The 22,756-nt window shown below is 70.6% G+C and carries 24 protein-coding genes; 10 read left to right on the top strand and 14 right to left on the bottom strand.

Annotation, left to right across the window (positions count from 1 at the left end; all coding sequences use genetic code 11):
* Positions 1-87 precede the first annotated feature (87 nt).
* The 4 genes from ctaE to qcrB are packed head-to-tail and all read left to right on the top strand — an operon-like array spanning position 88 to position 4,236.
* The gene (gene ctaE / locus QSK36_RS14465; RefSeq protein ID WP_030508904.1) at positions 88-705 is read left to right on the top strand and encodes an aa3-type cytochrome oxidase subunit III; all 618 of its coding nucleotides are present in this window, start codon (positions 88-90) and stop codon (positions 703-705) included.
* Between the two features lie 17 nt (positions 706-722).
* Positions 723-1,532, top strand: coding sequence for a cytochrome bc1 complex diheme cytochrome c subunit (gene qcrC / locus QSK36_RS14470; RefSeq protein WP_139578206.1), 810 nt, complete (start codon positions 723-725; stop codon positions 1,530-1,532).
* Positions 1,529-2,608 (top strand): cytochrome bc1 complex Rieske iron-sulfur subunit, encoded by a 1,080-nt coding sequence (gene qcrA / locus QSK36_RS14475; protein ID WP_183539449.1) that lies wholly within the window; start codon positions 1,529-1,531, stop codon positions 2,606-2,608. Before qcrC ends, qcrA begins: the two co-directional genes overlap by 4 nt.
* Positions 2,605-4,236, top strand: coding sequence for a cytochrome bc1 complex cytochrome b subunit (gene qcrB / locus QSK36_RS14480; protein ID WP_183539439.1), 1,632 nt, complete (start codon positions 2,605-2,607; stop codon positions 4,234-4,236). Before qcrA ends, qcrB begins: the two co-directional genes overlap by 4 nt.
* A gap of 184 nt (positions 4,237-4,420) precedes the next feature.
* Here qcrB and QSK36_RS14485 read toward each other — a convergent pair whose 3' ends face one another.
* Entirely contained in the window at positions 4,421-5,074 is a 654-nt protein-coding gene (locus QSK36_RS14485; protein ID WP_285782755.1) for a response regulator, read from the bottom strand.
* Positions 5,071-6,237, bottom strand: a complete 1,167-nt coding sequence (locus tag QSK36_RS14490) for a sensor histidine kinase (RefSeq protein WP_285782756.1) — start codon at positions 6,235-6,237, stop codon at positions 5,071-5,073. Before QSK36_RS14490 ends, QSK36_RS14485 begins: the two co-directional genes overlap by 4 nt.
* Positions 6,238-6,449: 212 nt before the next feature.
* Here QSK36_RS14490 and QSK36_RS14495 point away from each other — a divergent pair, with 212 nt between their 5' ends.
* Together QSK36_RS14495 and QSK36_RS14500 are read left to right on the top strand one after the other, a co-directional pair.
* A complete protein-coding gene (locus QSK36_RS14495; RefSeq protein ID WP_285782757.1) occupies positions 6,450-7,520 on the top strand; it encodes an alpha/beta hydrolase in 1,071 nt (356 codons plus the stop codon).
* Positions 7,510-8,700 (top strand): acyltransferase family protein, encoded by a 1,191-nt coding sequence (locus QSK36_RS14500; RefSeq protein ID WP_285782758.1) that lies wholly within the window; start codon positions 7,510-7,512, stop codon positions 8,698-8,700. Before QSK36_RS14495 ends, QSK36_RS14500 begins: the two co-directional genes overlap by 11 nt.
* On the opposite strand, the gene QSK36_RS14505 is transcribed toward QSK36_RS14500, so the two are convergent.
* The 4 genes from QSK36_RS14505 to ctaC all read right to left on the bottom strand — a co-directional run bounded on the left by QSK36_RS14505 (position 8,657) and on the right by ctaC (position 12,851).
* On the bottom strand, positions 8,657-9,826 hold the full coding sequence (locus QSK36_RS14505) for a L,D-transpeptidase (RefSeq protein ID WP_285782759.1): 1,170 nt from the start codon (positions 9,824-9,826) through the stop codon (positions 8,657-8,659). The two genes, QSK36_RS14500 and QSK36_RS14505, sit on opposite strands and share 44 nt — an antisense overlap.
* A 141-nt stretch (positions 9,827-9,967) precedes the next feature.
* Complete coding sequence (locus tag QSK36_RS14510; RefSeq protein ID WP_139578199.1) at positions 9,968-10,363, bottom strand: cytochrome c oxidase subunit 4; 396 nt, start codon at positions 10,361-10,363, stop codon at positions 9,968-9,970.
* Entirely contained in the window at positions 10,360-12,024 is a 1,665-nt protein-coding gene (ctaD, locus tag QSK36_RS14515; RefSeq protein WP_285782760.1) for an aa3-type cytochrome oxidase subunit I, read from the bottom strand. The genes QSK36_RS14510 and ctaD overlap by 4 nt, the downstream gene beginning before the upstream one ends.
* Positions 12,021-12,851 (bottom strand): aa3-type cytochrome oxidase subunit II, encoded by an 831-nt coding sequence (gene ctaC, locus QSK36_RS14520; RefSeq protein ID WP_183539429.1) that lies wholly within the window; start codon positions 12,849-12,851, stop codon positions 12,021-12,023. Before ctaC ends, ctaD begins: the two co-directional genes overlap by 4 nt.
* A gap of 187 nt (positions 12,852-13,038) precedes the next feature.
* Here ctaC and QSK36_RS14525 point away from each other — a divergent pair, with 187 nt between their 5' ends.
* Positions 13,039-14,172, top strand: a complete 1,134-nt coding sequence (locus QSK36_RS14525) for a cysteine desulfurase family protein (RefSeq protein ID WP_183539427.1) — start codon at positions 13,039-13,041, stop codon at positions 14,170-14,172.
* The gene (locus QSK36_RS14530) at positions 14,172-14,498 is read left to right on the top strand and encodes a sulfurtransferase TusA family protein (protein WP_183539425.1); all 327 of its coding nucleotides are present in this window, start codon (positions 14,172-14,174) and stop codon (positions 14,496-14,498) included. The genes QSK36_RS14525 and QSK36_RS14530 overlap by 1 nt, the downstream gene beginning before the upstream one ends.
* 10 nt (positions 14,499-14,508) lie before the next feature.
* Here QSK36_RS14530 and QSK36_RS14535 read toward each other — a convergent pair whose 3' ends face one another.
* Entirely contained in the window at positions 14,509-15,495 is a 987-nt protein-coding gene (locus QSK36_RS14535) for a carbohydrate kinase family protein (protein ID WP_183539423.1), read from the bottom strand.
* Between the two features lie 198 nt (positions 15,496-15,693).
* Positions 15,694-16,047, bottom strand: a complete 354-nt coding sequence (gene erpA / locus QSK36_RS14540; RefSeq protein ID WP_036321717.1) for an iron-sulfur cluster insertion protein ErpA — start codon at positions 16,045-16,047, stop codon at positions 15,694-15,696.
* A gap of 195 nt (positions 16,048-16,242) precedes the next feature.
* On the opposite strand from erpA, the gene nadA reads away from it, so the two are divergent.
* The gene (nadA, locus tag QSK36_RS14545) at positions 16,243-17,397 is read left to right on the top strand and encodes a quinolinate synthase NadA (RefSeq protein ID WP_205826147.1); all 1,155 of its coding nucleotides are present in this window, start codon (positions 16,243-16,245) and stop codon (positions 17,395-17,397) included.
* A 78-nt stretch (positions 17,398-17,475) separates the two neighbouring features.
* Here nadA and QSK36_RS14550 read toward each other — a convergent pair whose 3' ends face one another.
* From QSK36_RS14550 to QSK36_RS14570, 5 genes are read right to left on the bottom strand one after another with little or no spacing between them, the layout of a single operon-like run.
* Positions 17,476-18,228, bottom strand: a complete 753-nt coding sequence (locus tag QSK36_RS14550) for a maleylpyruvate isomerase family mycothiol-dependent enzyme (RefSeq protein WP_285782761.1) — start codon at positions 18,226-18,228, stop codon at positions 17,476-17,478.
* Between the two features lie 16 nt (positions 18,229-18,244).
* Positions 18,245-18,793 (bottom strand): PspA-associated protein PspAB, encoded by a 549-nt coding sequence (gene pspAB, locus QSK36_RS14555; protein ID WP_285782762.1) that lies wholly within the window; start codon positions 18,791-18,793, stop codon positions 18,245-18,247.
* Between the two features lie 13 nt (positions 18,794-18,806).
* Positions 18,807-19,697, bottom strand: a complete 891-nt coding sequence (gene htpX, locus QSK36_RS14560) for a zinc metalloprotease HtpX (RefSeq protein ID WP_183539417.1) — start codon at positions 19,695-19,697, stop codon at positions 18,807-18,809.
* Positions 19,697-19,975, bottom strand: a complete 279-nt coding sequence (pspAA, locus tag QSK36_RS14565) for a PspA-associated protein PspAA (protein ID WP_030508884.1) — start codon at positions 19,973-19,975, stop codon at positions 19,697-19,699. The genes htpX and pspAA overlap by 1 nt, the downstream gene beginning before the upstream one ends.
* Complete coding sequence (locus tag QSK36_RS14570; RefSeq protein ID WP_183539415.1) at positions 19,972-20,772, bottom strand: PspA/IM30 family protein; 801 nt, start codon at positions 20,770-20,772, stop codon at positions 19,972-19,974. Before QSK36_RS14570 ends, pspAA begins: the two co-directional genes overlap by 4 nt.
* Positions 20,773-20,919: 147 nt before the next feature.
* Between QSK36_RS14570 and QSK36_RS14575 the strand changes: the two genes are divergently transcribed.
* On the top strand, positions 20,920-21,555 hold the full coding sequence (locus QSK36_RS14575) for a DUF3043 domain-containing protein (RefSeq protein WP_139578188.1): 636 nt from the start codon (positions 20,920-20,922) through the stop codon (positions 21,553-21,555).
* Positions 21,556-21,597: 42 nt separating this feature from the next.
* On the opposite strand, the gene QSK36_RS14580 is transcribed toward QSK36_RS14575, so the two are convergent.
* Complete coding sequence (locus QSK36_RS14580) at positions 21,598-22,749, bottom strand: hypothetical protein (RefSeq protein WP_285782763.1); 1,152 nt, start codon at positions 22,747-22,749, stop codon at positions 21,598-21,600.
* Between the last annotated feature and the right edge of the window lie 7 nt (positions 22,750-22,756).

Here is a 22,756-nt window from a genome sequence, read left to right on the forward strand (position 1 = left end):
GGCGATTGCTATGACATGCCCGTTTCGTAGGCGCGTATGGACCCTAGCGGGGGGTCGTGGGGCGACCCGACCTGGGGAGCCGCAATAATGCTGGGCGTGGCGACAGCATCCGCAATTACTACGACGACGAGACCGCACGGGTCCAGCCGGCCGAACCTGGTTCAGGTCGGGACCATCGTGTGGTTGTCCTCTGAGCTCATGTTCTTCGCGGCGCTGTTCGCGATGTACTTCACCATCCGGTCGGTCAGCCTGGGGCAGGGCACGCACTGGCCTGAGGCGGACCTCAACGTCCCGTTCGCGACCTTCAACACGACCGTCCTGGTCCTTTCGAGCGTCACGTGCCAGCTGGGCGTGTGGGCCGTCGAGAAAGGCCAGGTCAAGAAGCTGCGATTCTGGTATGTCGTAAGCTTCCTGATGGGTGCGTTCTTCGTGGGCGGACAGCTCTGGGAGTACGGGCACCTGGCGGAGGAGGGTCACATCCTCTCGCACTCTCCGTACGACTCGGTGTTCTACCTGACCACGGGCTTCCATGGCTTGCACGTGACGGGTGGTCTGATCGCGTTCCTGTTCATCCTGGGACGTACGTACGCCGCGAAGCGCTTGACGTATGAGCAGCAGACCAGCGCGATCGTCGTGTCCTACTACTGGCACTTCGTCGACGTGGTCTGGATCGGCCTTTTCGCGACCATCTACATCATCAAATGATCGGAACGGGGATTTCGGTGAACTCCATCACCGCCCGACGGCGCCATCCCCTCGCGCGAGTCGCCGTCCTGGCGCTCGCGCTGGGCCTGCTCGGCGGCGGCTACGCGCTCGCGGCGCCGAACGGCAGCACCGCGGACGCCGCGATCGCGTCCGGCAAGGCCGACGACGTGGCGCAGGGCAAGAGCCTCTTCGTGGCGCACTGCGCGAGCTGCCACGGCATGAACGCCGAGGGCACCAAGAAGGCTCCGACGCTCATCGGCGTCGGAGCCGCCGCCGTGAACTTCCAGGTGAGCAGCGGCCGCATGCCCGCCGCCGACGCGGGTCCCCAGGCCCCGCGCAAGCCGCGCGCGGAGTGGGCGACCGACCAGGCCGTCGACCAGCTCGCGGCGTACGTCCAGTCGCTGGGCGGCGGCCCGACGGTGCCCAGCGCCGAGCAGGTCGACCCGGCCAAGGGTGACCCGGCCAAGGGTGGCGAGCTCTTCCGCGCCAACTGCATCCAGTGCCACAACTTCGTGGGCGCCGGCGGCGCGCTGACCTACGGCAAGTACGCGCCGCCGCTGAACCCGGCGACGCCGACGCAGATCTACGAGGCGATGGCCACCGGCCCGCAGGCGATGCCGGTGTTCAACGACTCGACGATCACGCCGGAGCAGAAGCGCGACATGATCGCGTACATCACCCACGTGCGGTCGCAGGTCGACCCGGGCGGTTCGGGTCTGGGCCGAATCGGTCCCGTCACCGAGGGCCTTGTAGCGTGGGTCGTGGGTCTCAGCCTCCTGATCCTGGCCTCCATCTGGATCACAGCGAAGAAGCGACGGGCGGCATGACAGAGCAGAACGAGTACCCCGAGAGCGGGCGCGTGCGGACGCGTGTCCTCGGCACGCCGCCCGCAGACGCGCCGATCGTCGACAGCGACCCGATCCACGCGCCCGAGGGCGTTCCCGGCGTGATCCCGCAGGACCCCGTCAAGGCCCGCAAGGCCGAGCGCCTCGTCGCGCTGCTGTTCCTGATCACCTTCCTGGCCGGGGCGGGCTTCATCGCCTCGTACGTGATCTTCCAGGTCGGTTCGATCAGCAAGACGGCCACGTCGAACCTCGCGCTCGGCGGCACCCTGGCCCTGGCCCTGCTCGCGCTGGCCGCGGGCCTCACGGTCTGGGTGCGGCAGATCATGCCGAAGTACAACCTCGTCCAGGAGCGCCACGAGATGCGCTCCGACGACGACACGCGGGAATACGTCAAGGAGACCTTCCTCCAGGGCGCCGACGAGAGCGGGTTCGTCAAGCACAGGCTGCTGCGCCGCACGCTGCTGCTGGCCGCCGCTCCGCTGGGCCTGGCCCCGCTGGTGCTGCTGAAGGACCTCGGCCCGCTGCCCGGGACCTCGCTCCGGCACACCGTCTGGGGCGAGCCCACCAAGGACGGCAAGCCGCGCCGCCTCGTGGTCGAGGGCTCCGGCCAGCCGATCCGCGCGGCCGACTTCAACTCTCCCGGCGGCATCCTCTCCGTGGTCCCCGAGGGCTACGAGGAGGACCTGAACGCGCTGGCCAAGGCGACGCTGATCCTGCTGAAGTTCCGTCCGGAAGAGCTCAAGTCCGGTACGAACCTCAACTGGACGCACGACGGCATCGTCGCCTACTCCAAGATCTGCACCCACGTGGGCTGCCCGGCGGCTCTCTACGAGCAGACGACGCACCACATCCTCTGCCCGTGCCACCAGTCGACCTTCGACGCGGCGGACGGAGCGAGGGTCGTCTTCGGCCCCGCCGCCCGGCCGCTGCCGCAGCTCCCCATCGGAATCGACGGGGAGGGCTACCTCGTCGCGAAGTCGGACTTCAAGGTCCCCGTCGGTCCCAGCTTCTGGGAGCGTGGCGACGCCGAAGCCGAAGCTAGGGAGAACGCATCATGAATGCTCCCCCGAAGGCCATCGCAGGCCCGTCGACATTCCTCGACGACCGCATCGGCGCGGGGAACTTCCTCAAGCGCAACCTGAGGAAGATCTTCCCCGACCACTGGTCGTTCCTCCTGGGGGAGATCGCGCTCTACTCGTTCATCATCCTGCTGCTGACCGGTACGTTCCTGACGTTCTGGTTCAAGCCGGGTATGGGCGAGGTCACGTACACGGGTAACTACGCCCCGCTGTACGGCGTGAGGATGTCGGAGGCCTACGCCTCGGCGCTGCACATCAGCTTCGACGTCCGTGGCGGTCTGCTGATGCGGCAGATCCACCACTGGTCGGCGCTGCTGTTCGTGGGCGGCATGACGGTGCACATGCTCCGGATCTTCTTCACCGGGGCGTACCGCAAGCCGCGCGAGCTCAACTGGATCATCGGCATCCTCCTGCTCTCGCTGGCGCTTCTCGAGGGCCTCACCGGCTACTCCCTCCCCGACGACCTGCTCTCCGGTGCGGGCCTGCGGATCACCCAGGGCGTCGCCCAGTCGATCCCGATCGTGGGCACCTACGTCTCGTTCTTCCTGTTCGGCGGCGAGTACCCGGGCCACGACGTCATCTCGCGGTTCTACTCGATCCACATCCTGCTGATCCCGGGCATCCTGCTCGCGCTCGTCTCGGCGCACATGATCCTCATGTGGGTGCAGAAGCACACGCAGATGCCCGGCAAGAACAGGACCGACAAGAACGTGGTGGGCGCGCCGTTCTACCCGGCCTTCATGATCAAGTCGGGCGCGTTCTTCCTGTTCACGTTCGGCGTCATCGCGCTGCTCGGCACGTTCGCCCAGATCAACCCGATCTGGTTGTTCGGGCCGTACACACCGGCGGACATCTCGGCGGGCTCCCAGCCCGACTGGTACATGGGCTTCCTGGAGGGCGCGCTCCGCCTCATGCCGTCGTGGGAGATCAATTTCCTCGGCCACACGGTGACGCTGAGCGTGCTGATCCCGGCGCTGGTGCCGCTGGGCCTCGTCATGACGGGCCTGGCGCTGTATCCGTTCCTGGAGCAGTGGATCACGGGCGACCGCCGCGAGCACCACGTCGCCGACCGGCCGCGCAACAACCCGCACCGCACCGCTATCGGCATCTCGGGCATGACGTTCTACGGCATCCTGTGGCTGCTGGGTGCCAACGACGAACTCTCGGCGAACTTCCACCTCGACCTGTACACGACGACCTGGTTCGGGCGGATCGCCATCTTCGTCGGCCCGGCCATCGCCTACTGGGTCACCTACCGGATGTGCATCGGCCTCCAGCGCAAGGACGCCGAGGTGCTGTCCCACGGCGTGGAGTCCGGCGTCATCAAGCGGCTGCCGAACGGCCAGTACATCGAGGTCCACACGCCGCCGGCGGAGGACATCGCCGAGCACATCCGCGGCAAGAAGGAGATCCCGGTTCTCGAGAGCGCCGAGGACGGCGAGGGCATCCCGCCCAAGGGCGCCCGCAGCGCGATCGGCCGGCTCCGCGCCAAGATGAGCCAGGCGTACGGGACCGACCGGGTCCCGCTGACCGACGGCCACCACGAGGAAGAGCACGCAGAGGAGCACGCGGGCGTCGGCGCCGGCGACCGCAAGGAGCTCCACTGACGGGCATCTGACCGACCGGCACTACGCGGCCCGGCGGGGGGAACCACTCCCCCGCCGGGCCGCTGTGTTTCCCGCGTCGCTCATCGGGGCGCTCACGTCCGCCGGTCATGCCGGAGGCGTGCATGGGCGCGGCCCTCCGGCTCGCTCGGTGTTTCCCGCGTCGCTCATCGGGGCGCTTTCCCGCTCAGCCGGTCGGTGACACGAGGCCCGTCTCGTAGGCGATGATGACCAGCCGAACGCGGTCGCGGGCCCCGAGCTTGGCGAGCAGCCGCGTCACGTACGTCTTGACGGTGGCGGCGCTGATGAACAGCTCGGCGGCGATCTCCGCGTTGGACAGGCCGCGCCCGACGAGGGTCAGCACCTCGGCCTCCCGCTCGGTGAGCCCTATGGCCGGCCGAGGCCGCGGGCCGGGCGCGGGACGGCCCGCGAACTCCTCGATCAGCCGGCGGGTCACGCGCGGGTCGATCAGGGCCTCACCGGCGGCGACCACCCGGATAGCCGCGAGGATGTCGTCCAAGGCCATGTCCTTGACGAGGAACCCGGACGCCCCGGCGCGCAGCGCGCCGTAGACGTACTCGTCGTCGTCGAAGGTCGTCAGGACGAGGACCTGGGCGCCGCAGCCCGCGGTGATCAGCCGGGTGGCCTCGATGCCGTCCATGCCGGGCATGCGGATGTCCATCACCACGACGTCGGGCTCGGCGTCCTCCGCCATCCGCACCGCCTCCGCGCCGCTGCCCGCCTCCCCGGCCAGGTCGAGGTCGGGCGCGTCGGCGATGACCATCTGCAGGGCGGCGCGGACCAGAGGCTGGTCGTCGGCGAGCAGCACGCGGACGGTCATCGCACTCCCGCGGGCACGGGCAGCCGGGCCTCGACCCGGAAGCCCCCCTCGGGGCGCGGCCCGGCGGCGAAGGTCCCGTGCAGGACGGAGACCCGCTCGCGCATCCCGATCAGACCGTAACCTCCTTCGGTGTCACCGCCGCGCCCGTCGTCGAGAATTTCGATGCGCACCTCGTCGTCCCGGTAGTCGATCGACACCCGGCACGACGTCGTGCCGGCGTGACGCACCACGTTGGTGACGGCCTCCTGGACGATGCGGTAGGCCGACACGTCGATCTCCGGCGGCAGTGCACGAGGCTCCCCCGACCGGCGTACGTCGACGGGTACGCCCGCCTGCGTGATCGTGGCGGCCAGCCGGTCGACGTCGGCGAGGCCGAGCCCCGGTTCCCCAAGCCCCGATTCCCGATGCCCCGGTTCCCTATGCGCCTGCTCCAGCGGCACGGGCGGCGCCGGACGCCCCTGCTCGGGGCTGCGCAGCCCGCCGAGCATCCGGCGCAGCCCGGACAGCGTCTGCCGGCCGGCCGTCTCGATCTCCCCGAGCGCGTCACGTGCCCGCTCCGGCTGGGTGTCGATGACCCGCCGCGCCGCGCCGGCCTGGAGCGCGATGACGCCGATGCTGTGGGCGACCATGTCGTGCAGCTCACGGGCGATTCTGAGCCGCTCGTCGGTCACCGCCTGGGTCGCCGCCCGGGCGCGCAACTCCTCGGCATGCTCACGGGACTCACGCAGCGAGTTGCCGAGCAGCCAGGCGATCACGGTCGTCAGGGCCACGGCCGTCTCGGACGACGCCGTGATCGGCCACCCGCACACCAGCCGCACCGCCAGATAGCCGCCCAGCACGGCGAGGGCCATGAGAACGGCGACGACGCCGGTCGCGCGCGGCCGCCCGGCGGCGATGAAGAACACCGCGACCCCGGCCGCGAGGAACTGAGGCAGCGGGATCTCCGCCACGCCCAAGGGCAACGTCCCGAGAACCGACGCGGCGAGCAGCAGGACCAGAGCCGGCAGCGGGCGGCGACGCAGCAGGGCGCCCCCGGCCAGCGCGAATGCGGTGGCCATCGCCATGTCGACCTGACCATCCCACCGGAAGAACTGCGCCGCCGGGCGCTCGGCGGGGTACCACTCGCCCGGTAGTCGCAGCCGCATCAGGAACGTGAACGCCATGCCGCCACACCATGCGAGGACCACCCAGGCACCGGGCGGCAGCCGCTTCAGAAGGGAACTCGGGGGTGCGACCTGCATCATCAGAGCGTATCCGGGCGTCCCTTTTGCAGGCATCCGCCCAGGGGTCTACATCCGCGGTCTAACCGGTGTAGCGGCGAATGTCGCTGACGGTCCGATGCGGTGGGGACGCGCCGGACGGCACCGTGAACCGGGTGATCGACACCGCACAGCCGACGGGCGCCCACGACCGCCCACCGGAGCCGCTCCCCCTCCCCCGCGGCGGCACGGGCGCACGCCGCGGCCCGCTCGCACCCCCTCGGCCCGGCCCGGCCGGTGGCCGCCTGCGCCGGAGGCTGCTCGCCGCACTCGTCGCCGCCGCACTCGCCGTCCCGGTGACCGGCGCGGCACGTCCCGAGGCGGTCCCCGCGCCCGCCCCGCGGCCCCTGCCCCCGCTGCGCGCCGTGACCGCCGCGAGCCTGGCCGAGCGGTACGCCGCGACCCGCGGCGCGATCGAGGCGGCGATGCGGACCGCCACGGCCGCCGGTCACCCTTGGCGGGCCGCGATGCTGCGGGCGATGGCCGATCCCGCCCGGCACTTCCTGTCCTTCGACGGCCGCGACGGCGGCCGGGCCGCCGAGGTGTTCGGCGACCTGGCCACCGCCGACCTGATCGCGGTGGTCGTCCCCGGCTCCGGCACCAGCCTCGACACGTACGGGCTCCTGCGGGCCGGCTCGATGCGGCTGCAGCGGGCGACCGGCGGCCGGGGGGCCGTCGTCGCCTGGCTCGGATACCGGACCCCGAGCACCGTGAGCCTCCAGGCGCTGACTCCCGGCCGCGCGGACGAGGCCGTCCCCGCTCTGCGCGCCTTCGTCCGCGACCTGGCCCGGCTCAAGCCCGCCGCCCGCATCAGCCTGCTGTGTCACTCGTACGGCGGCGTGCTGTGCGGCCGGGCCGCGCCCGGGCTGAACGTCGCGGACATCGTCCTGTACGGCAGCCCAGGCGCGGGCGTGGACGACGTGGCGGCGATGGGCACCCGGGCGGCCGTGTGGGCCGCCCGCGGCACCGGGGACTGGGTCGCCGATCTGCCGCACGCGGCGGTGCGCCTGCCCTTCGCCACCATCGGGCTCGGGGGGGATCCCATGGATCCCCGGTTCGGCGCCCGGATCTTCGCCGCGGGCGACGGCGGTCACAGCGACTATCTGAAAGACGGATCGCCCGCGCTGGCGAACATCGCCCGGATCGTGTCGGGGCATGCTCCCGCCGAGGTGAGCCATGTTTCGTGACCTCGTCCGGCGTGCCGAGAAGGCGACACCGGCCCCGCGCGACCGCGCCTTGGAAACACCACGCGACCGCGCCGTCGACGCGCTGCGTGCCCTCGCCATCGCCGGTGTGGTGCTCGGCCACTGGCTGGTGACCGCCCCGGTCGCCGACAGCGGCGTCCTCCGCGTGACCAGCCCGTTGAAGTACATGCCGCAGCTCGCGCCCGTCTCCTGGCTGTTCCAGACCATGGCCGTGTTCTTCTTCGTGGGCGGGCGGGTGGCCGTCGAGAGCCACGGCCGCGCGCGGGGCCGGGGCGTGGGTCACGGGCGGTGGGCCGCCGCCCGGATGGCCCGCCTGTTCCGCCCCGTCGTGCCCGTGCTGGGGGTGTGGAGCGCGGCGGCGGTCGCGATGCTCGCCTGGGGAGCCGACCCCGGAACCGTGTACGCGCTGGTCAAGCTGGTGTGGTCGCCGATGTGGTTCCTGCTGGTCTTCGCGGCGCTGACGGCGGCGACCCCGCTCGCCGCCCGGCTGCACCCGGTGTGGCCGCTCGCCGCCGTCGCGGTGGCCGACCTCGTCAGGTTCGGCCTGGGCGGGCCGTCCTGGGTCGGCTGGATCAACGTGGGGACCGGCTGGCTGGTGCCGTACTGCCTGGGCGCCCTCTGGGCGCGCGGGCGGCTGGACGGCCGGGTGACCGGATGGGCGCTGCTGCTCGGCGGGGCCGCCGCCACCGCCGGTCTCGTCCTGTGGGCCGGCTATCCGGCGTCCATGGTCGGGGTGCCGGGCGCGCCGGTCTCCAACCAGTCCCCGCCCACGCTGGCGGCCGTCGCGTTCGGGCTGGCCCAGTGCGGGGCGGCCCTGGTGCTGTCCGGGCCGCTGCGGCGGGTGCTTCGCCGTCCCGCCGCCTGGGCGCTCGTGGCGGCGGCCAACCTCTCCGCGATGACGATCTTCCTGTGGCACCAGACGGCGATGATCGCGGTCACGGCGGCGGCCCTGCGGCTCGCGGGCGGGGCGCTGCCCGGCCTGCACACCGTCCCCGGCGATTTCGGCTGGGTGGCCGCCCGTCTGGCGTGGCTGCCGGCGTTCGCGGCGGCCCTGGCGGTGTGCTGGGCGGCCTTCCGCCGCTACGAGACACGCGCCCCACGCGGTGGCGGAAAGCCGCTCAGAGGGCCTCGGCGGGAGCGGCGCGCAGGCGGCTCCGCTTGAGCCAGGCCGGCCAGGAGTCCTGCCAGTAGCTCCAGCCGTTGGTCGCCTCCAGCCTGCGCGGCGTCCCGGTCACGATGATCGGGTCGCCGATCAGGGTGTTGTTCTTGAACCACTTGGCGTTCTCCGGGCTGACGTTCACGCAGCCGTGGCTGACGTTGGAGTTGCCCTGGTCGCCGACGGACCACGGAGCGCCGTGGACGTATTCGCCGGTGTTGGAGATGCGGACGCTGTTGTACACCGTCGTCTCGTAGTAGCCGGCCTGCCCCGGCGAGGCGTCCGGCGAGGTCATGACCGTGACGTCCTCCCTGGACATCGCCACGTGGATCCCGCTGGTGGTGTGGTGGCGGAGCACGTCGCCCATGCCCGCGCTGATCGGCATGTTCTTGATCTGCTTGCCGTCCCGCTCGATCTTCATGTAGTGGGTCTGAGTGTTGGCGACGCTGATCTGCGAACGGCCGACCTCGAAGTCCCTGACGTAGTCCTGCTTGCCGTACATGCCCTCGCCGCCCCTGATGCCGGCCAGGCGCGCGGTGACACGGACCTTCGTGTACGTCGGCCAGTACTTCTCGGGGCGGAAGACCACGTTCTTGTCGTCGAGCCAGTGCCAGGCGCCGTCGATGGGCTTGGACGCCTGCACGATCAGGTTGCGCTCGACGGACACGCGGTCGGTGACCGGCTTGTCGAAGGTGATGATGATCGGCATGCCGACGCCGACCGTCAGGCCGGTGTCCTGCTTGTTGGGCAGCAGGGTGGAGATGCCGAAGGTCTTGGCGGCCTGTTTCGTGGCGAAGCGGACGGTCCTGGTGGCCGAGCCGCCGGCGCCCGCGGCCGTCGCCTCGACGCTGTAGGCCGTCCCCGGGGCCATGGGACGCTCGCTGCGCCACTGGGTGCGGTCGGGGCTGAAGACGCCCGCGACGGGGCGTCCCGCGGCCTGTACGGCCACGTGGGTGAGCTTGCCGCCCGCCGCGCCGATCAGGATCGGAAGCTCGGGCGGCAGGTCGGCGGCGCCGTCGAGCGGGCTGATGCTGATCGCCGTCCCGGAGCCTCGATCCTCGTCCCGCCCGCCCGACGTGGAACACCCGGCAACCATCACGAGAAGGGCCAGCGCCCCCGCACCAGCACGCACGTCCGTCCCCCTAGCGTCGCTTTCCGGGGGTTATTCCCTGGTGACGTACCGTACGGGCAGTCCGGGGACCGCGTGCCGGCAAAGAACGCGAACGGCCGGTCGGCGAGATCGCCGACCGGCCGCCCAGCGGGGTTCACGCACTCAGTGCGAGAAGTTGCCCCGGTAGTACTGGAACACGAACCCGATCATGCTCATGACCGTGCAGAACAGGCCGATGAAGAACAGCCACCAGCCGACCGCGAAGCCGAAGAACGTGAGCGCGGCCGACAGGCACACGAACAGCGGCCACCAGCTGTGCGGGCTGTAGAAGCCGATCTCGCCCGCGCCGTCGCTGATCTCGGCTTCCTTGTTGTCCTCCGGCTGGTCGCCGATGCGGCGCGCGGTGAACAGCAGGTAGTAGCCGATCATGAGGGCCAGGCCGACGGAGATCGCCATGGCGGTGGTGCCGGTCGGCTCCTTGGACCAGAACCAGTAGACCACGTCCGCGGCGGCGAAGAAGATGCCGCAGAGCAGGAACATCCATCCCTGGATCTTCATCGGGACTCCTCCACCAGCTCCGGCTTGGCGGTGATGTGCGGGTACTTGAGGTCGAACGCCGGGCGCTCGGACCGGATCCGCGGCAGCGACAGGAAGTTGTGCCGCGGCGGCGGGCAGGAGGTCGCCCACTCGAGCGAGCCGCCGAAGCCCCATGGGTCGTCCACGGTGACCTTGGGAGCCTTACGCCACGTCACCCAGACGTTGTAGAAGAACGGCAGGGTGGACAGGCCCAGCAGGAGCGCGCCGGCCGAGGAGACCATGTTCAGGTCGGTGAAGCCGTCGGCCGCCGAGTAGTCGGCGTAGCGGCGGGGGAAGCCGATGACGCCCAGCCAGTGCTGCACCAGGAAGGTCAGGTGGAAGCCGAAGAACAGCAGCCAGAAGTGGAGCTTGCCGATCTTGTCGTTCAGCATCTTGCCGGTGAACTTGGGCCACCAGAAGTAGAACCCGGCGAACATCGCGAACACCACGGTGCCGAAGACCACGTAGTGGAAGTGGGCCACGACGAAGTAGGTGTCGCTGATGTGGAAGTCCAGCGGGGGCGACGCCAGGATGACACCGGTCAGACCACCGAACAGGAAGGTCACCAGGAAGCCGACCGCGAACAGCATCGGCGCCTCGAACGACAGGTGTCCCCGCCACATTGTGCCGATCCAGTTGAAGAACTTCACACCGGTCGGTACGGCGATGAGGAACGTCATGAACGAGAAGAACGGCAGCAGCACCTGTCCGGTGACGAACATGTGGTGCGCCCACACGGTGACCGACAGGCCCGCGATGGCGATGGTCGCGCCGACCAGGCCGATGTACCCGAAGATCGGCTTACGGCTGAAGACCGGAAGGATCTCGGTGATGATGCCGAAGAACGGCAGCGCGATGATGTAGACCTCGGGGTGCCCGAAGAACCAGAACAGGTGCTGCCACAGCATCGCCCCGCCCGTGGGCGAGTCGAAGATGTGCGCGCCCAGCTTGCGGTCGGCCTCCAGGGCGAGCAGCGCGGCGGCCAGCACCGGGAAGGCCAGCAGCACCAGGATGCTGGTCAGCAGGATGTTCCAGGTGAAGATCGGCATCCGGAACATCGTCATGCCGGGGGCGCGCATGGTGAGGATCGTGGTGATGAAGTTCACCGCGCCGAGGATGGTGCCGAGACCGGACATCGCCAGGCCCAGGACCCAGAAGTCGCTGCCGAGGCCGGGCGAGGTCACCGCGTTCGACAGCGGCGCGTACGCGGTCCAGCCGAACGACGCGGACCCGTTCGGGGTGAAGAAGCCCAGCACGGCGATCGTGCTGCCGAACAGGTAGAGCCAGTAGCTCACCATGTTCAGCCGGGGGAAGGCCACGTCAGGGGCGCCGATCTGCAGCGGCATCAGCTCGTTGGCGAAGCCGGCGAACAGCGGCGTCGCGAACATGAGCAGCATGATCGTGCCGTGCATCGTGAACAGCTGGTTGAACTGCTCGTTCGACACGACCTGCAGCCCCGGCTGCGCGAGCTCGGCCCGCATCACCAGCGCCATGAGGCCGCCGATGAGGAAGAACACGAACGACGTGATCAGGTAGAGGTGCCCGATCACCTTGTGGTCGGTCGAGGACAGCCACTTGGCGATGACCGTGCCCTTGGTGTACGGCCGGGCGACGATGCCGGCCGGTTCCTGGATGGCGGTCACTGCGCACTCCCCGCCTGGCTCTTGATGTACTGGTCGAATTCGGCCTGCGGCACGAGCTTCACGGAGAACAGCATCTTGCTGTGGTCGGTGCCGCAGAGCTCGGCGCATCGGCCGACGAAGACGCCCGTCTTGTTGAGCGTCGTGATCTGGAAGCGGTTGTGCACGTTGCCCGGGAAGACGTCCTGCTTGAACAGGAACGCCGGCACCCAGAACGAGTGGATGACGTCGGGCGAGTGCAGGTCGAACTGCACCTGGGTGTTGACCGGCAGCACGAGCTGCGGACCCTGCGGGTTCTCCGCGCTCTGCTTGCTGAGGTCCACCGGCACGCCCGCGACCACGGCCTTCTGGCCCTGGTACTCGGTCGTGAAGCGCCAGCTCCACTGGTAGCCCTCGACGGCGACCTTGACCGGGGCGGCCTCGGTGATCCGCGTGATCTCGGTCTCGTCACGGGCCGTGAAGTAGAAGAAGACCGCGACCATGATGACCGGGACCACCGTGTAGAGGATCTCGATCGGCAGGTTGTAGCGCACCTGCGGAGGCAGCTGATCGGGGCTGTTCTTCTTCTTACGGTGGAAGATGCACGCCCACAGGATCAGTCCCCAAACGACCACACCGGTGGCGAGAGCCGCGATCCAGCTCCCGTTCCAGAGCGTCTGGACGATGCCGGCCTGCTTGGTGACACCTTCCGGCATGCCCCCACGGGACCACTGATCGATCGCCTGGTTGCTACACGCCGTCCCGGACGCCACCAGCAGCGCCAGGGCGGCGGCTCCGGGCAACCGGCGGCGTGCCCACGGTCGCCGTGTCGTACGGCGGGTCGGACTCACGGATCGCCTACCCCACAGATGAAGCCCAAGAGTTCCTCTCCTGGGCGGTTTTTCCAATTGACCCTTGGGTCAGACCGGCACCAGCCTTGTGGCCGGTCTGCCCTTTACTTGGTTGAGTTCACGCTGGGGGACACATTAGCGCGGACCGGCGCCGCCCCTCTGAGCAGCCCCCGTTAATGTCCTAACTGTGGCCTACCTGGACGCGGCTTCGACCGAACCTCTCCATCCCGCGGCCCGTGACGCCTTGCTGGCGGCGATCGACGCCGGCTGGGCCGATCCCGCCCGCCTGTACGGCACGGCGCGACGCGCCCAGATGTTACTGGAGCGCGCGAGGGCAGAGGTAGCCGAACTGATCGGCGCCCGGCCCGACGAGGTGTCGTTCACCTCGTCGGGGACGCAGGCCGTCCACCTGGGAGTGCTCGGCACGCTGGCCGGCCGCCGCCGGGCCGGCACCCGCCTGGTGGCGGGCGCCGTCGAGCACTCGAGCGTCCTGCACGCGGGCGAGGCCCACGAGCGCGCCGGCGGCGAGGTGGAGATCGTGGGCGTGAGCCGTACGGGCCGGGTGGACGCGGGCGCGTTCGCCGAGGCCGTCGCGCGGCCCGGCACGGCCCTGGCGTGCCTGCAGACGGCCAACCACGAGGTGGGGACCCTTCAGCCGGTGGAGGAGGCGGCGCGGGCCTGCCGGGAGGCGGGCGTGCCGCTGCTGGTCGACGCCGCACAGTCGGCGGGCCGCCTGCCGGTCCCCGAGGGCTGGTCGGTCCTCACCGCGAGCGCGCACAAGTGGGGCGGTCCGGCCGGGGTGGGCGTGCTGGCGGTGCGCAAGGGCGTGCGCTGGCGCTCGCCGCTGCCCGAGGACGAGCGGGAGCGGCGGCGCGTGCCGGGGTTCGAGAACGTGCCCGCGATCGTGGCCGCCGCCGCGGCGCTGCGCGCCCGGGCCGAGGAGGCGGAGGCCGAGGGGCGGCGGCTGTCCGCCCTGGTCGACCGGATCCGCGCCGAGGTGCCCCGCCTGGTGCCCGACGTGGAGGTCGTCGGCGACCCGGTCCTGCGGCTGCCGCACCTGGTGACGTTCTCCTGCCTGTACGTCGAGGGCGAGGCGCTGCTGACCGAGCTCGACAAGGCCGGTTTCGCCGTCTCGTCCGGCAGCTCCTGCACGGCGAGTACGCTTCGTCCATCGCATGTTCTGGAGGCAATGGGCGTGCTTACGCATGGGAACGTGCGGGTATCGCTGCCCCGTGGCGCGTCCGAGGACGACATCGATCGTTTCCTCGCGGTGCTCCCGGACATCGTGCGGCGGATCCGGTCGAGCTTGGGGGTGCACTGATGTGGCGCAGACGGACGGGCGGCGCCCGGCGGGCTCCCGAGGCGGCCCAAGAGGTGACGCAGCCCGAGCCCGCCGAGCCGGTCCAGCCGGCGGAGCCGCCCGCGCTGACGATCGACGCGCTGGGCCGCAAGTGCCCGATTCCGATCATCATGCTGGCCGAGCGGATCAACCAGGTGGCGACGGGCGGCGTCGTCGCCGTGCTGGCCGACGACCCCGCCGCGTTCACCGACGTCCCGGCCTGGTGCCGGTTGAAGTCACATGAGCACGTGGGGAGCTACGAGCTGCCGCAGGGCGGCTGGTCCATCCACGTGCGCCGCAACTACTGAGAGCCTGTTTTCAGGCGTAGTGGCAGCGGGCGTGCGCGCCCACCTCGTCGGCCGCCTCGGAGCCGTACGCCGCGGCGAAGCGCTCCAGGAAGACGCGCTGGCCCAGCTCGTACTCCTGGCAGCCGATCTGCTCGAGCACGTGGGTGGCGGTGAGGTTGCCGATCTGGCCGCAGCGCTCCAGCGGCAGTCCCCAGGCGAGGCCCGCGAGGAACCCGGCGCGGAAGGCGTCGCCGACGCCGGTCGGGTCGGCCTTGCCCAGCTCAGGAGCCGGCGAGATGTGCAGCGACGGCTCGCCCTTCCGGTCGATCCTGGCGCCCTTGGGCCCGAGGGTGGTCACCCGGACGCCGACCCGGTCGAGGATCTCCTCGCCGGACCAGCCGGTCTTCTGCTCGATCAGCCCGAGCTCGTAGTCGTTGCTGAACAGGTACGCCGCGCCCTCCACGAGCTGGCGGATCTCCTCCCCCGGCATGCGGGCGAGCTGCTGCGACGGGTCGGCGGCGAACGGGATGCCCCGACGGCGCGCCTCGTCGGTGTGCCGCAGCATCGCCGCCGGGTCGTTGGGGCTGATCAGCACGAGGTCGAGCCCGCCGAGACGCTCGGCGATCGGGCCCAGCTCGATCTCCCTCGCCTCGGCCATCGCACCGGTGTAGAACGACGCGATCTGGTTGTGGTCCTCGTCCGTGGTGCACAGGAAGCGCGCCGTGTGGTGCAGCTCGGAGATGTGCACCGAGGCGCAGTCGACGCCGTGGCGCTCCAGCCAGGAGCGGTAGTCGGCGAAGTCGGTGCCGACGGCGCCGACGAGGACCGGGGTGAGCCCCAGGCAGCCCATGCCGAACGCGATGTTGGCCGCGCATCCGCCACGGCGGATCTGCAGATCGTCGACGAGGAACGACAACGACACCCGGTCGAGCTGCTCGGCGATGAGCTGGTCGCCGAAGCGGCCGGGGAACGTCATCAGGTGGTCGGTGGCGATGGAGCCGGTGACGGCGATGCGCACGGGGTCATTCTCCTCGTTGTCAGCATCAGAGAGACGGGGCGGGGACGTTGATCCCGCCGAACCTACTGAGCGTACCGTCTCGTGACATGACGACGCCCCGCACGGAACGATCCGTACGGGGCGCTCGACCCACGCTCCATCGCCGCACGAGCCCGGCGCCGCCGGGCGCGCGCTGGCGTCAGTCGAACGACGCGCTCGTCAGTTGAACGAGTCGCCGCACGCGCACGACCCCGTCGCGTTGGGGTTGTCGATGGTGAAGCCCTGCTTCTCGATGGTGTCCACGAAGTCGACCGTGGCCCCGACGAGGTACGGCGCGCTCATCCGGTCGGTGACGACGTTCACGCCGCCGAAGGTGGAGACCACGTCGCCGTCCATCGAGCGGTCGTCGAAGAAGAGCTGGTAACGCAGGCCGGAACAGCCACCCGGCTGGACGGCCACCCGAAGCTGCAGACCTTCCTCGCCCTGCTGCTCGAGCAGGCTCTTGACCTTGGCGGCGGCCGCGTCAGTCAGGATCAGGCCCTGCTGCGTGGTCTCGCTGCTCTCAACCGTCATGTGCTGACTCCCGCGTCTGCGCCAACCGCCCTTCGGGGCGGTCGATTGGTTCCGACGTCCTACCTAGACGCTACCAACACCCGTGAAGCCCTACACATTCCACGTGCATCACGGGCAACCGTGCGACGAACCAGGCGAGGTGATGTGTAATGATTAGTCGTCAGTTAGACGATAAGTCCCCGAGGGGGTGTGGTCGTGACGATCACCGAGACCGGCCTTCCGCTCTTCATCCTCGGCCAGGGCACCGACCCGCACAGCGAACGCGGCGTCGACTGCCCGGGCGAGCTGCCTCCCGCGTCCGATCCGACCCTCGTGGAGCGCGCCCGCGTGGCCAAGGAGCGGCTTGGCGACCGGTTGTTCGTGCTCGGTCACCACTACCAGCGTGACGAGGTCATCCAGTTCGCCGACGTGACCGGCGACTCGTTCAAGCTCGCCCGCGAGGCCGCCGCCCGGCCCGAGGCGGAGTACATCGTGTTCTGCGGTGTCCACTTCATGGCCGAGTCGGCCGACATCCTGACCGGTGACACGCAGAAGGTCGTGCTCCCCGACCTGGCCGCCGGCTGCTCGATGGCCGACATGGCGACCTTCACCCAGGTCGAGGACTGCTGGGACGCCCTGGAGGACGCCGGCATCGCCGACCGGGTGGTGCCGATCACGTACATGAACTCCAGCGCGGACATCAAGGCGTTCTGCGGACGGCACGGCGGCGCCGTGTGCACCTCCTCGAACGCGAAGCGCGCCCTCGACTGGGCCTTCGAGCAGGGCGAGAAGGTGCTGTTCCTGCCCGACCAGCACCTGGGCCGCAACACGGCCGTGCTGGAGATGGGGCTGTCGCTGGACGACTGCGTGGTCTACAACCCGCACCGCCCGAACGGCGGCCTCACCCGGGAGCAGCTGGAGAACGCGAAGATGATCCTGTGGAAGGGCCACTGCTCGGTCCACGGGCGCTTCTCCGCCGCGTGCGTGGACGAGGTGCGGGCCCGCATCCCCGGGGTGAACGTGCTCGTCCACCCCGAGTGCCGCCACGAGGTCGTGACCAAGGCCGACTTCGTCGGCTCGACCGAGTACATCATCCGCAAGCTGGAGGAGGCCCCGGCCGGGTCCTCCTGGGCCGTCGGAACGGAGCTGAACCTGGTGCGCCGCCTGGCCGACCGGTTCTCCGACAAGACCATCACGTTCCTCGACAGGACCGTGTGCTACTGCTCCACCATGAACCGCATCGACCTGCCGCACCTGGTCTGGGCGCTGGAGTCGCTGGCCGACGGCGAGGTCGTCAACCAGATCACCGTCGACGCGGACACCACCCACTGGGCCAAGGTCGCCCTCGACCGCATGCTGGCCCTTCCGTAGTCGTGGCCCTGCGACGCGGGCGCCCCCGGATCTCCCGGGGGCGCCCGCGTCTTCAGACCCTGTCCTCAGGTCCCGGCTTCAGATCTTGGCGCGCTCGCGCCAGAATCGCAGCAGCTCGTCGTCGCCGTGGACCGCGTCGGGCTCGCGCCGGTTCCACAGCGTCAGCATCAGGTCCCCGGTCGTCGGCGCGTGTACGACGACGTCGGCCGGGGCGTCGGACCTCTCGTAGGTGAACCCCTCGGGCGTGAGCCGCACGAGCCACGCCCCGCCCGTCTCCGCCCGCCAGGAGATCGTCTCCCCGTCGCCCCGCAGCTCGGCGAGCAGGGGCCGCCACCGGGCGTACGGCAGCAGGTCGAAGAACTCTTCCACGCCGTCGAGCGCGACGTCCTCGTCCACCTCCGGGGCGATCCCGAGGGCGATCTCGGCGTCCGCTCGGTGGACGACGGTCTCGTGGAGCTGGCGGCGGGACCAGAACCGAGCCCGCCGGGACCCGTCTCCCGCCCAGCCCCACACCTCGGTGTCCGGGTCGCGGCCCTTCAGCGCCTCGGCGAGCTGTACGGCTCCCGCCTCCAGCCAGTCCGCGTGGCCGGCGAAGTCCTCGGGGAAGCCGTGGTCCATCGCGGCGCGGTCGTATCGGCGGCCGGCGGCGTCCCGCACCATCGCGGCGGCCCACCGGTGCACGGCGCCGGTGTGCTCGACCAGCTCCCTGAGGTCCCATCCCGGGCAGGTCGGCACGGGCGTGGCGCCGTCCCGTCCCCGTACGGCCTCGGCCATCCGGCCGATCTCCGCGGCCGCGGCCTCGGTGTGCCGCAGGTGGGTCCACTCGGTCATGAGGACTCCCGAAGGGTCAGAGGCCGGGGGCGCCCCAGACGGGAAACCAGCTCGCGAGCTCGGGCTCGATCGTGAGCTCGCGATCCAGGACGCCGCGCACCTGCAGTTCCAGCGCGTTGTCACGGCGTGGTTCGCCGATGGGGGCGAAGGGGTAGAACGTGCCGCGCTTGTAGAGATACACGATCGCCAGCTTCCTGTGCGAGGGGTCTGCGAAGGTGACGAGCGAGCACAGCAGCGACGGGCCGAACCCGGCCGACTCCAGGGACGAGTTGGCGGCGTGCAGGTCGGTCACGAGCCCGGCCACGTCGGGGTTGCGCACCTGCAGCCAGGTGTAGCCGTAGGAGTCCCGGGAGACCTCGACCCTGCCCATCAGGGCCTCGATGTCCTGTTCGAGCCGCGCGAAGGCGCCGCCCTCCGCGGCGCGGAAGCACACCGAGCCGGTGCCCGCCGGGGCGAATCCGGTGGCGGCCTGCAGCGTGACGGCGGCCGACGGCAGGGCGAACAGCGCGTCCAGGTCGGGTCTGGCGGGCTTGGAGCGGCCGAGCAGGGCGTCGAACCAGCCCATCAGCGCCTCCTCATCAGCGGCCCAGCGCCGCGGAGATCCTGGCGAGCTGGTCCAGCCGGCGCTCCAGCGACGGGTGGGTCGACAGCAGCGAGGCGACGCTCTGGCCCGACAGGGCGGGCACGAAGAAGAAGGCGTTGAACGGCTGCGCCTCGCGCAAATCCCTGGTCGGGATCCTGCCGATGTCGCCGTTGATCTTGACCAGTGCACTGGCCAGGGCGCTCGGCTGCTGCGTCAGCAGCGCGCCCGCACGGTCGGCGGCCAGTTCGCGGTAGCGCGACAGCGCCCGCGTCAGCAGGAAGCTGACGGCGTAGACCAGGCCGGAGACCGCGAAGATGATCAGGCCGATCGGGGGCCCGTTGTCGTTCCTCCGGCCGCCCAGACCGGTGTAGAGCGCGAAGCGCGTCATCAGGCCGGCCACGACCCCCAGGAACGAGGCGATCGTCATCACCGCCACGTCCCGGTGGGCCACGTGGGACATCTCGTGGGCCAGCACCCCTTCGAGCTCCCGCGCGTCGAGCCTGCGCAGGATGCCCGTGGTCACGCAGACCACCGAGTTCTTCTGGTTGCGTCCGGTGGCGAACGCGTTCGGGATGTCCGAGTCGGCGATCGCCACCCGCGGCTTCGGCATCCCCGCCATCGCGCTCAGCCGGTCGATGATCCCGTGCAGCTCGGGGGCCTCCTGCGGGGAGACCTCCCGCCCGTGCATCGCGAACAGCGCGATCTTGTCGGACAGGAAGTACTGCGCCAGCAGGAGACCCCCGGCGATCACGAGCACGGTGACCGCACGTACGCCCGCCGCGACCAGGACGGCCACGAACGCGACGTAGAGCAGCCCGAGCAGGAACATCGTCACGGTCATCCGGACGGTGAGGCCGCGATCAGGGGCGAACCGCGTGGAGGCCATCAGCCAGGGATGAGCCCGGTGTCCCCGAGCATCTCCCGCACTTCCTCGATCGAGGCGTCGGCCGGCGGCAGGATCAGCTCGGACGGCTCCAGCGAGTCGTCCGGCAGGGCCTTGCCGACGTGACGCACCTTGTCGAGGAGCGCGTGCAGCTTGGTGCGGAACTCGGTCTCGTCGTCCGACTCGATCGCGGCTTCCAGCTCGCTGTCGAGCTCGTTGAGGACGTCGATGTCGGCGGCGCCGATCTCGACCTGTCCCTCGCCCATGATTCTGACGATCACAGTCCCTCCCCTGGCTGGCGCAGCTGCTGGGTGTGCTGCGGGCTGGACGGGGCGGCCTGGCCCTGCTGGCCGGGCTCGATCGCGCTCCTGGGCGCCGGGCCCTGGCCGAGCTCGGCCTTCATCTTGGCGAGCTCCAGCTCGATGTCCGAGCCGGCGCCCATGCGGTCGAGCTCCGCCTGGATGTCGTCGCGCTGCCCGGTGAAGTCGTCCAGCGCGCCGCTGGCCAGCAGCTCGTCGATGGCGCCCGCGCGCGCCTGCATCTGCGCGGTCTTGTCCTCGGCCCGCTGGATCGCCAGGCCGACGTCGCCCATCTCCTCGGAGATGCCGGAGAACGCCTCGTTGATCCGCGTCTGGGCCTCGGCCGCCGTGTAGGTGGCCTTGAGGGTCTCCTTCTTCGTGCGGAAGGAGTCGACCTTGGCCTGGAGCCGCTGGCTGGCGAGGGTGAGCTTCTCCTCCTCGCCCTGGAGGTTGCTGTACTGGATGCGCAGGTCGGCGATCTGGGCGTTGAGACCGTTGCGGCGGACGAGCGCCTCGCGGGCCAGCTCCTCACGCCCGGCCGACAGGGCCTGCCTGCTCTGGTTCTCCAGCTTCGTGGCCTGCCCTTCGAGCTGGTTGATCTGCAGCTCCACCCGCTTGCGGCTGGTGGCCACGTCGGCCACGCCCCGGCGGACCTTCTGCAGCAGTTCAAGCTGGCGCTGATAGGAATAGTCCAGCGTCTCCCGCGGATCCTCCATCTTGTCCAGGGCCTTGTTGGCCTTGGACTTGAAGATCATGGAAAGTCTCTTCATCACGCTCATGCGCGTCGGCCGTCCCCTTCTCCAAGGTTGTGCGTGGGTGACCCCAGCCGTCTCAAGCCCCTTGTCAGGCGGCGTAGCCGCCTGGGTTCACCCTACGCATAACGCGCGAGGGCGTCACTAAGTTGCACTCCCGGTAGGCTGGGCGACGTGTTCCGACGTCGCAGCCAGACCTCAGCGGAGGACTCCCCCGTCCCTGTAGAGGATCCTAAGCCCCACGGCACCCCGGGGAAGGGCCGTCCCACCCCGAAGCGGAGCGAGGCGCAGGGCCGCCGCCGCTCCCCGGTGACCGCTCCGGCCAACCGCAAGGAGGCCTACCGCCTGGCGCGCGAGCGCGACAAGGCGCTACGCGGCAAGCAGCGCGAAGCCCTGCTACGCGGCGACGAACGGGCGCTGCCGGCACGCGACCGCGGCCCGGTGCGCAAGTTCGCCCGCGACTGGGTGGACGCGCGGCGGCTGCCGGGGCAGTACTTCCTGCCCGTCGTGTTCGTCATCATGCTGCTGTCGATGGTGCCGTTCCCGATCCCGGTCCGCTCGGCGGTCATGCTGGTCTACACGCTGTCGCTGCCGGTCGTGATGGTGCTCGTGCTGGCCAGCTCGTTCTACGTGGCCACGAAGGTGAAGAAGGAGGCGGCGGCGAAGTTCCCGGGCGAGGACCTCAAGGGCGTGGGCTTCTACGCGGCGATGCGCTCGTCCCAGATGCGCCGCCTGCGCTTCCCCAAGCCGGCCGTCCTGCCCGGCGGCCTCCCGGTCGCCCTCAAGAACACGGCCGGCGCCAAGAAGTGACCCGCACGGCCGCTTAACCCCGGCCGCCTAACCTCGGCCGCCTCACTTCCACTCCAGGACGCCCTTGCGTACCACGGGGACCGACCCGCCCACCGGGCCGCCCTCGGCGAGGGCGTCCGCCGTGGCCTTGAGCAGCGCGTAGTACGACGACCACCCGTCCTCGAAGTACGGCAGCTCCCAGTCCGCCGAGCCCACGCCGCCGGTGGCGGAGTTCGTCACGAGGTAGCCGCCCAAGTCGGAGTCGTAGGCGAAGGGGATGCCTCCTCCACCCATCTCGCAGGCGTCGGGCCAGGAGGAGACCAGCCCACGCGCACCCATGATCGTGTAATTCGACGAGAACCGGAACGCCGCCAGGCCGCGGGCGCCGTTGTGGCGCAGCAGCGAGGCCCTCAGCGAGTCGGGGACGCGCGTCCCCAGCCGCGCCTCGGCCGTCGCCACCAGCCGGCGACCGGCCGGGCCGTTCAGCGAGGCGTACGTCCTTGGCGCGCGCGCCTTCAACCATCTCTCTATCCGCCGCCACTGCCGGTTCACCGCGGCCGTCACGCGCCGGGAGACCGGCCGTACGACAGGAGCCGCGGCCTTCTTCCGGACCGCGCACGTGGGAGCGGGGGACGGCGCCGGCCCCTGTGGCGTGGCCTCCTCGCCCGCGGGCCCGGCGGACGGCGCGGAGTCCGGCACGGCGGCGCAACCGGGCGCCGGACAGGACTGGTCGGAAGGCGCTGAGCCCCCCGCCACCTGACAATCGGCCGCGAGACAGGGCTCGACGTCGCCTCCCGCGTATGCCGTCCAGCCGGACGACGGCCCGGGCTCCGGGCCGAACACGGCGTTGTCCAGCATCTGCGCGCCGAGGGCCAGCAGGCCGAGCGCGACGAGTACGGCCGTCCAGCGGCGCGCCTTCCTCCCGCGCGGCCGCTCGATCCGGGGGAGCCCGTCGAGGAGACGGGCGATCGGCGCGCCGGCCTCCGGCCGGTCGTACCTCTCGAGGTCCTCGCTCGTGGGCCATCCGAGCACCGGTTCGGGGCCGCGCCCGGCCGGGTCTCCCGCGTCCCGCGGCGGGGCAGGGCGCGGAGCGGCCGGTACCGGCACTGCGGCACGGCGCCGGCGGGCGACCACGACCAGCCCGGCGGCGACACCGGCGACCAGCGCGACGGCCAGAGCCAGTCGTACGGGGCGGGAAGTGATCAACCGGCGCACGCCGGGC

Source organism: Microbispora sp. NBRC 16548, from assembly GCF_030268985.1.
Lineage (GTDB): Bacteria > Actinomycetota > Actinomycetes > Streptosporangiales > Streptosporangiaceae > Microbispora > Microbispora catharanthi.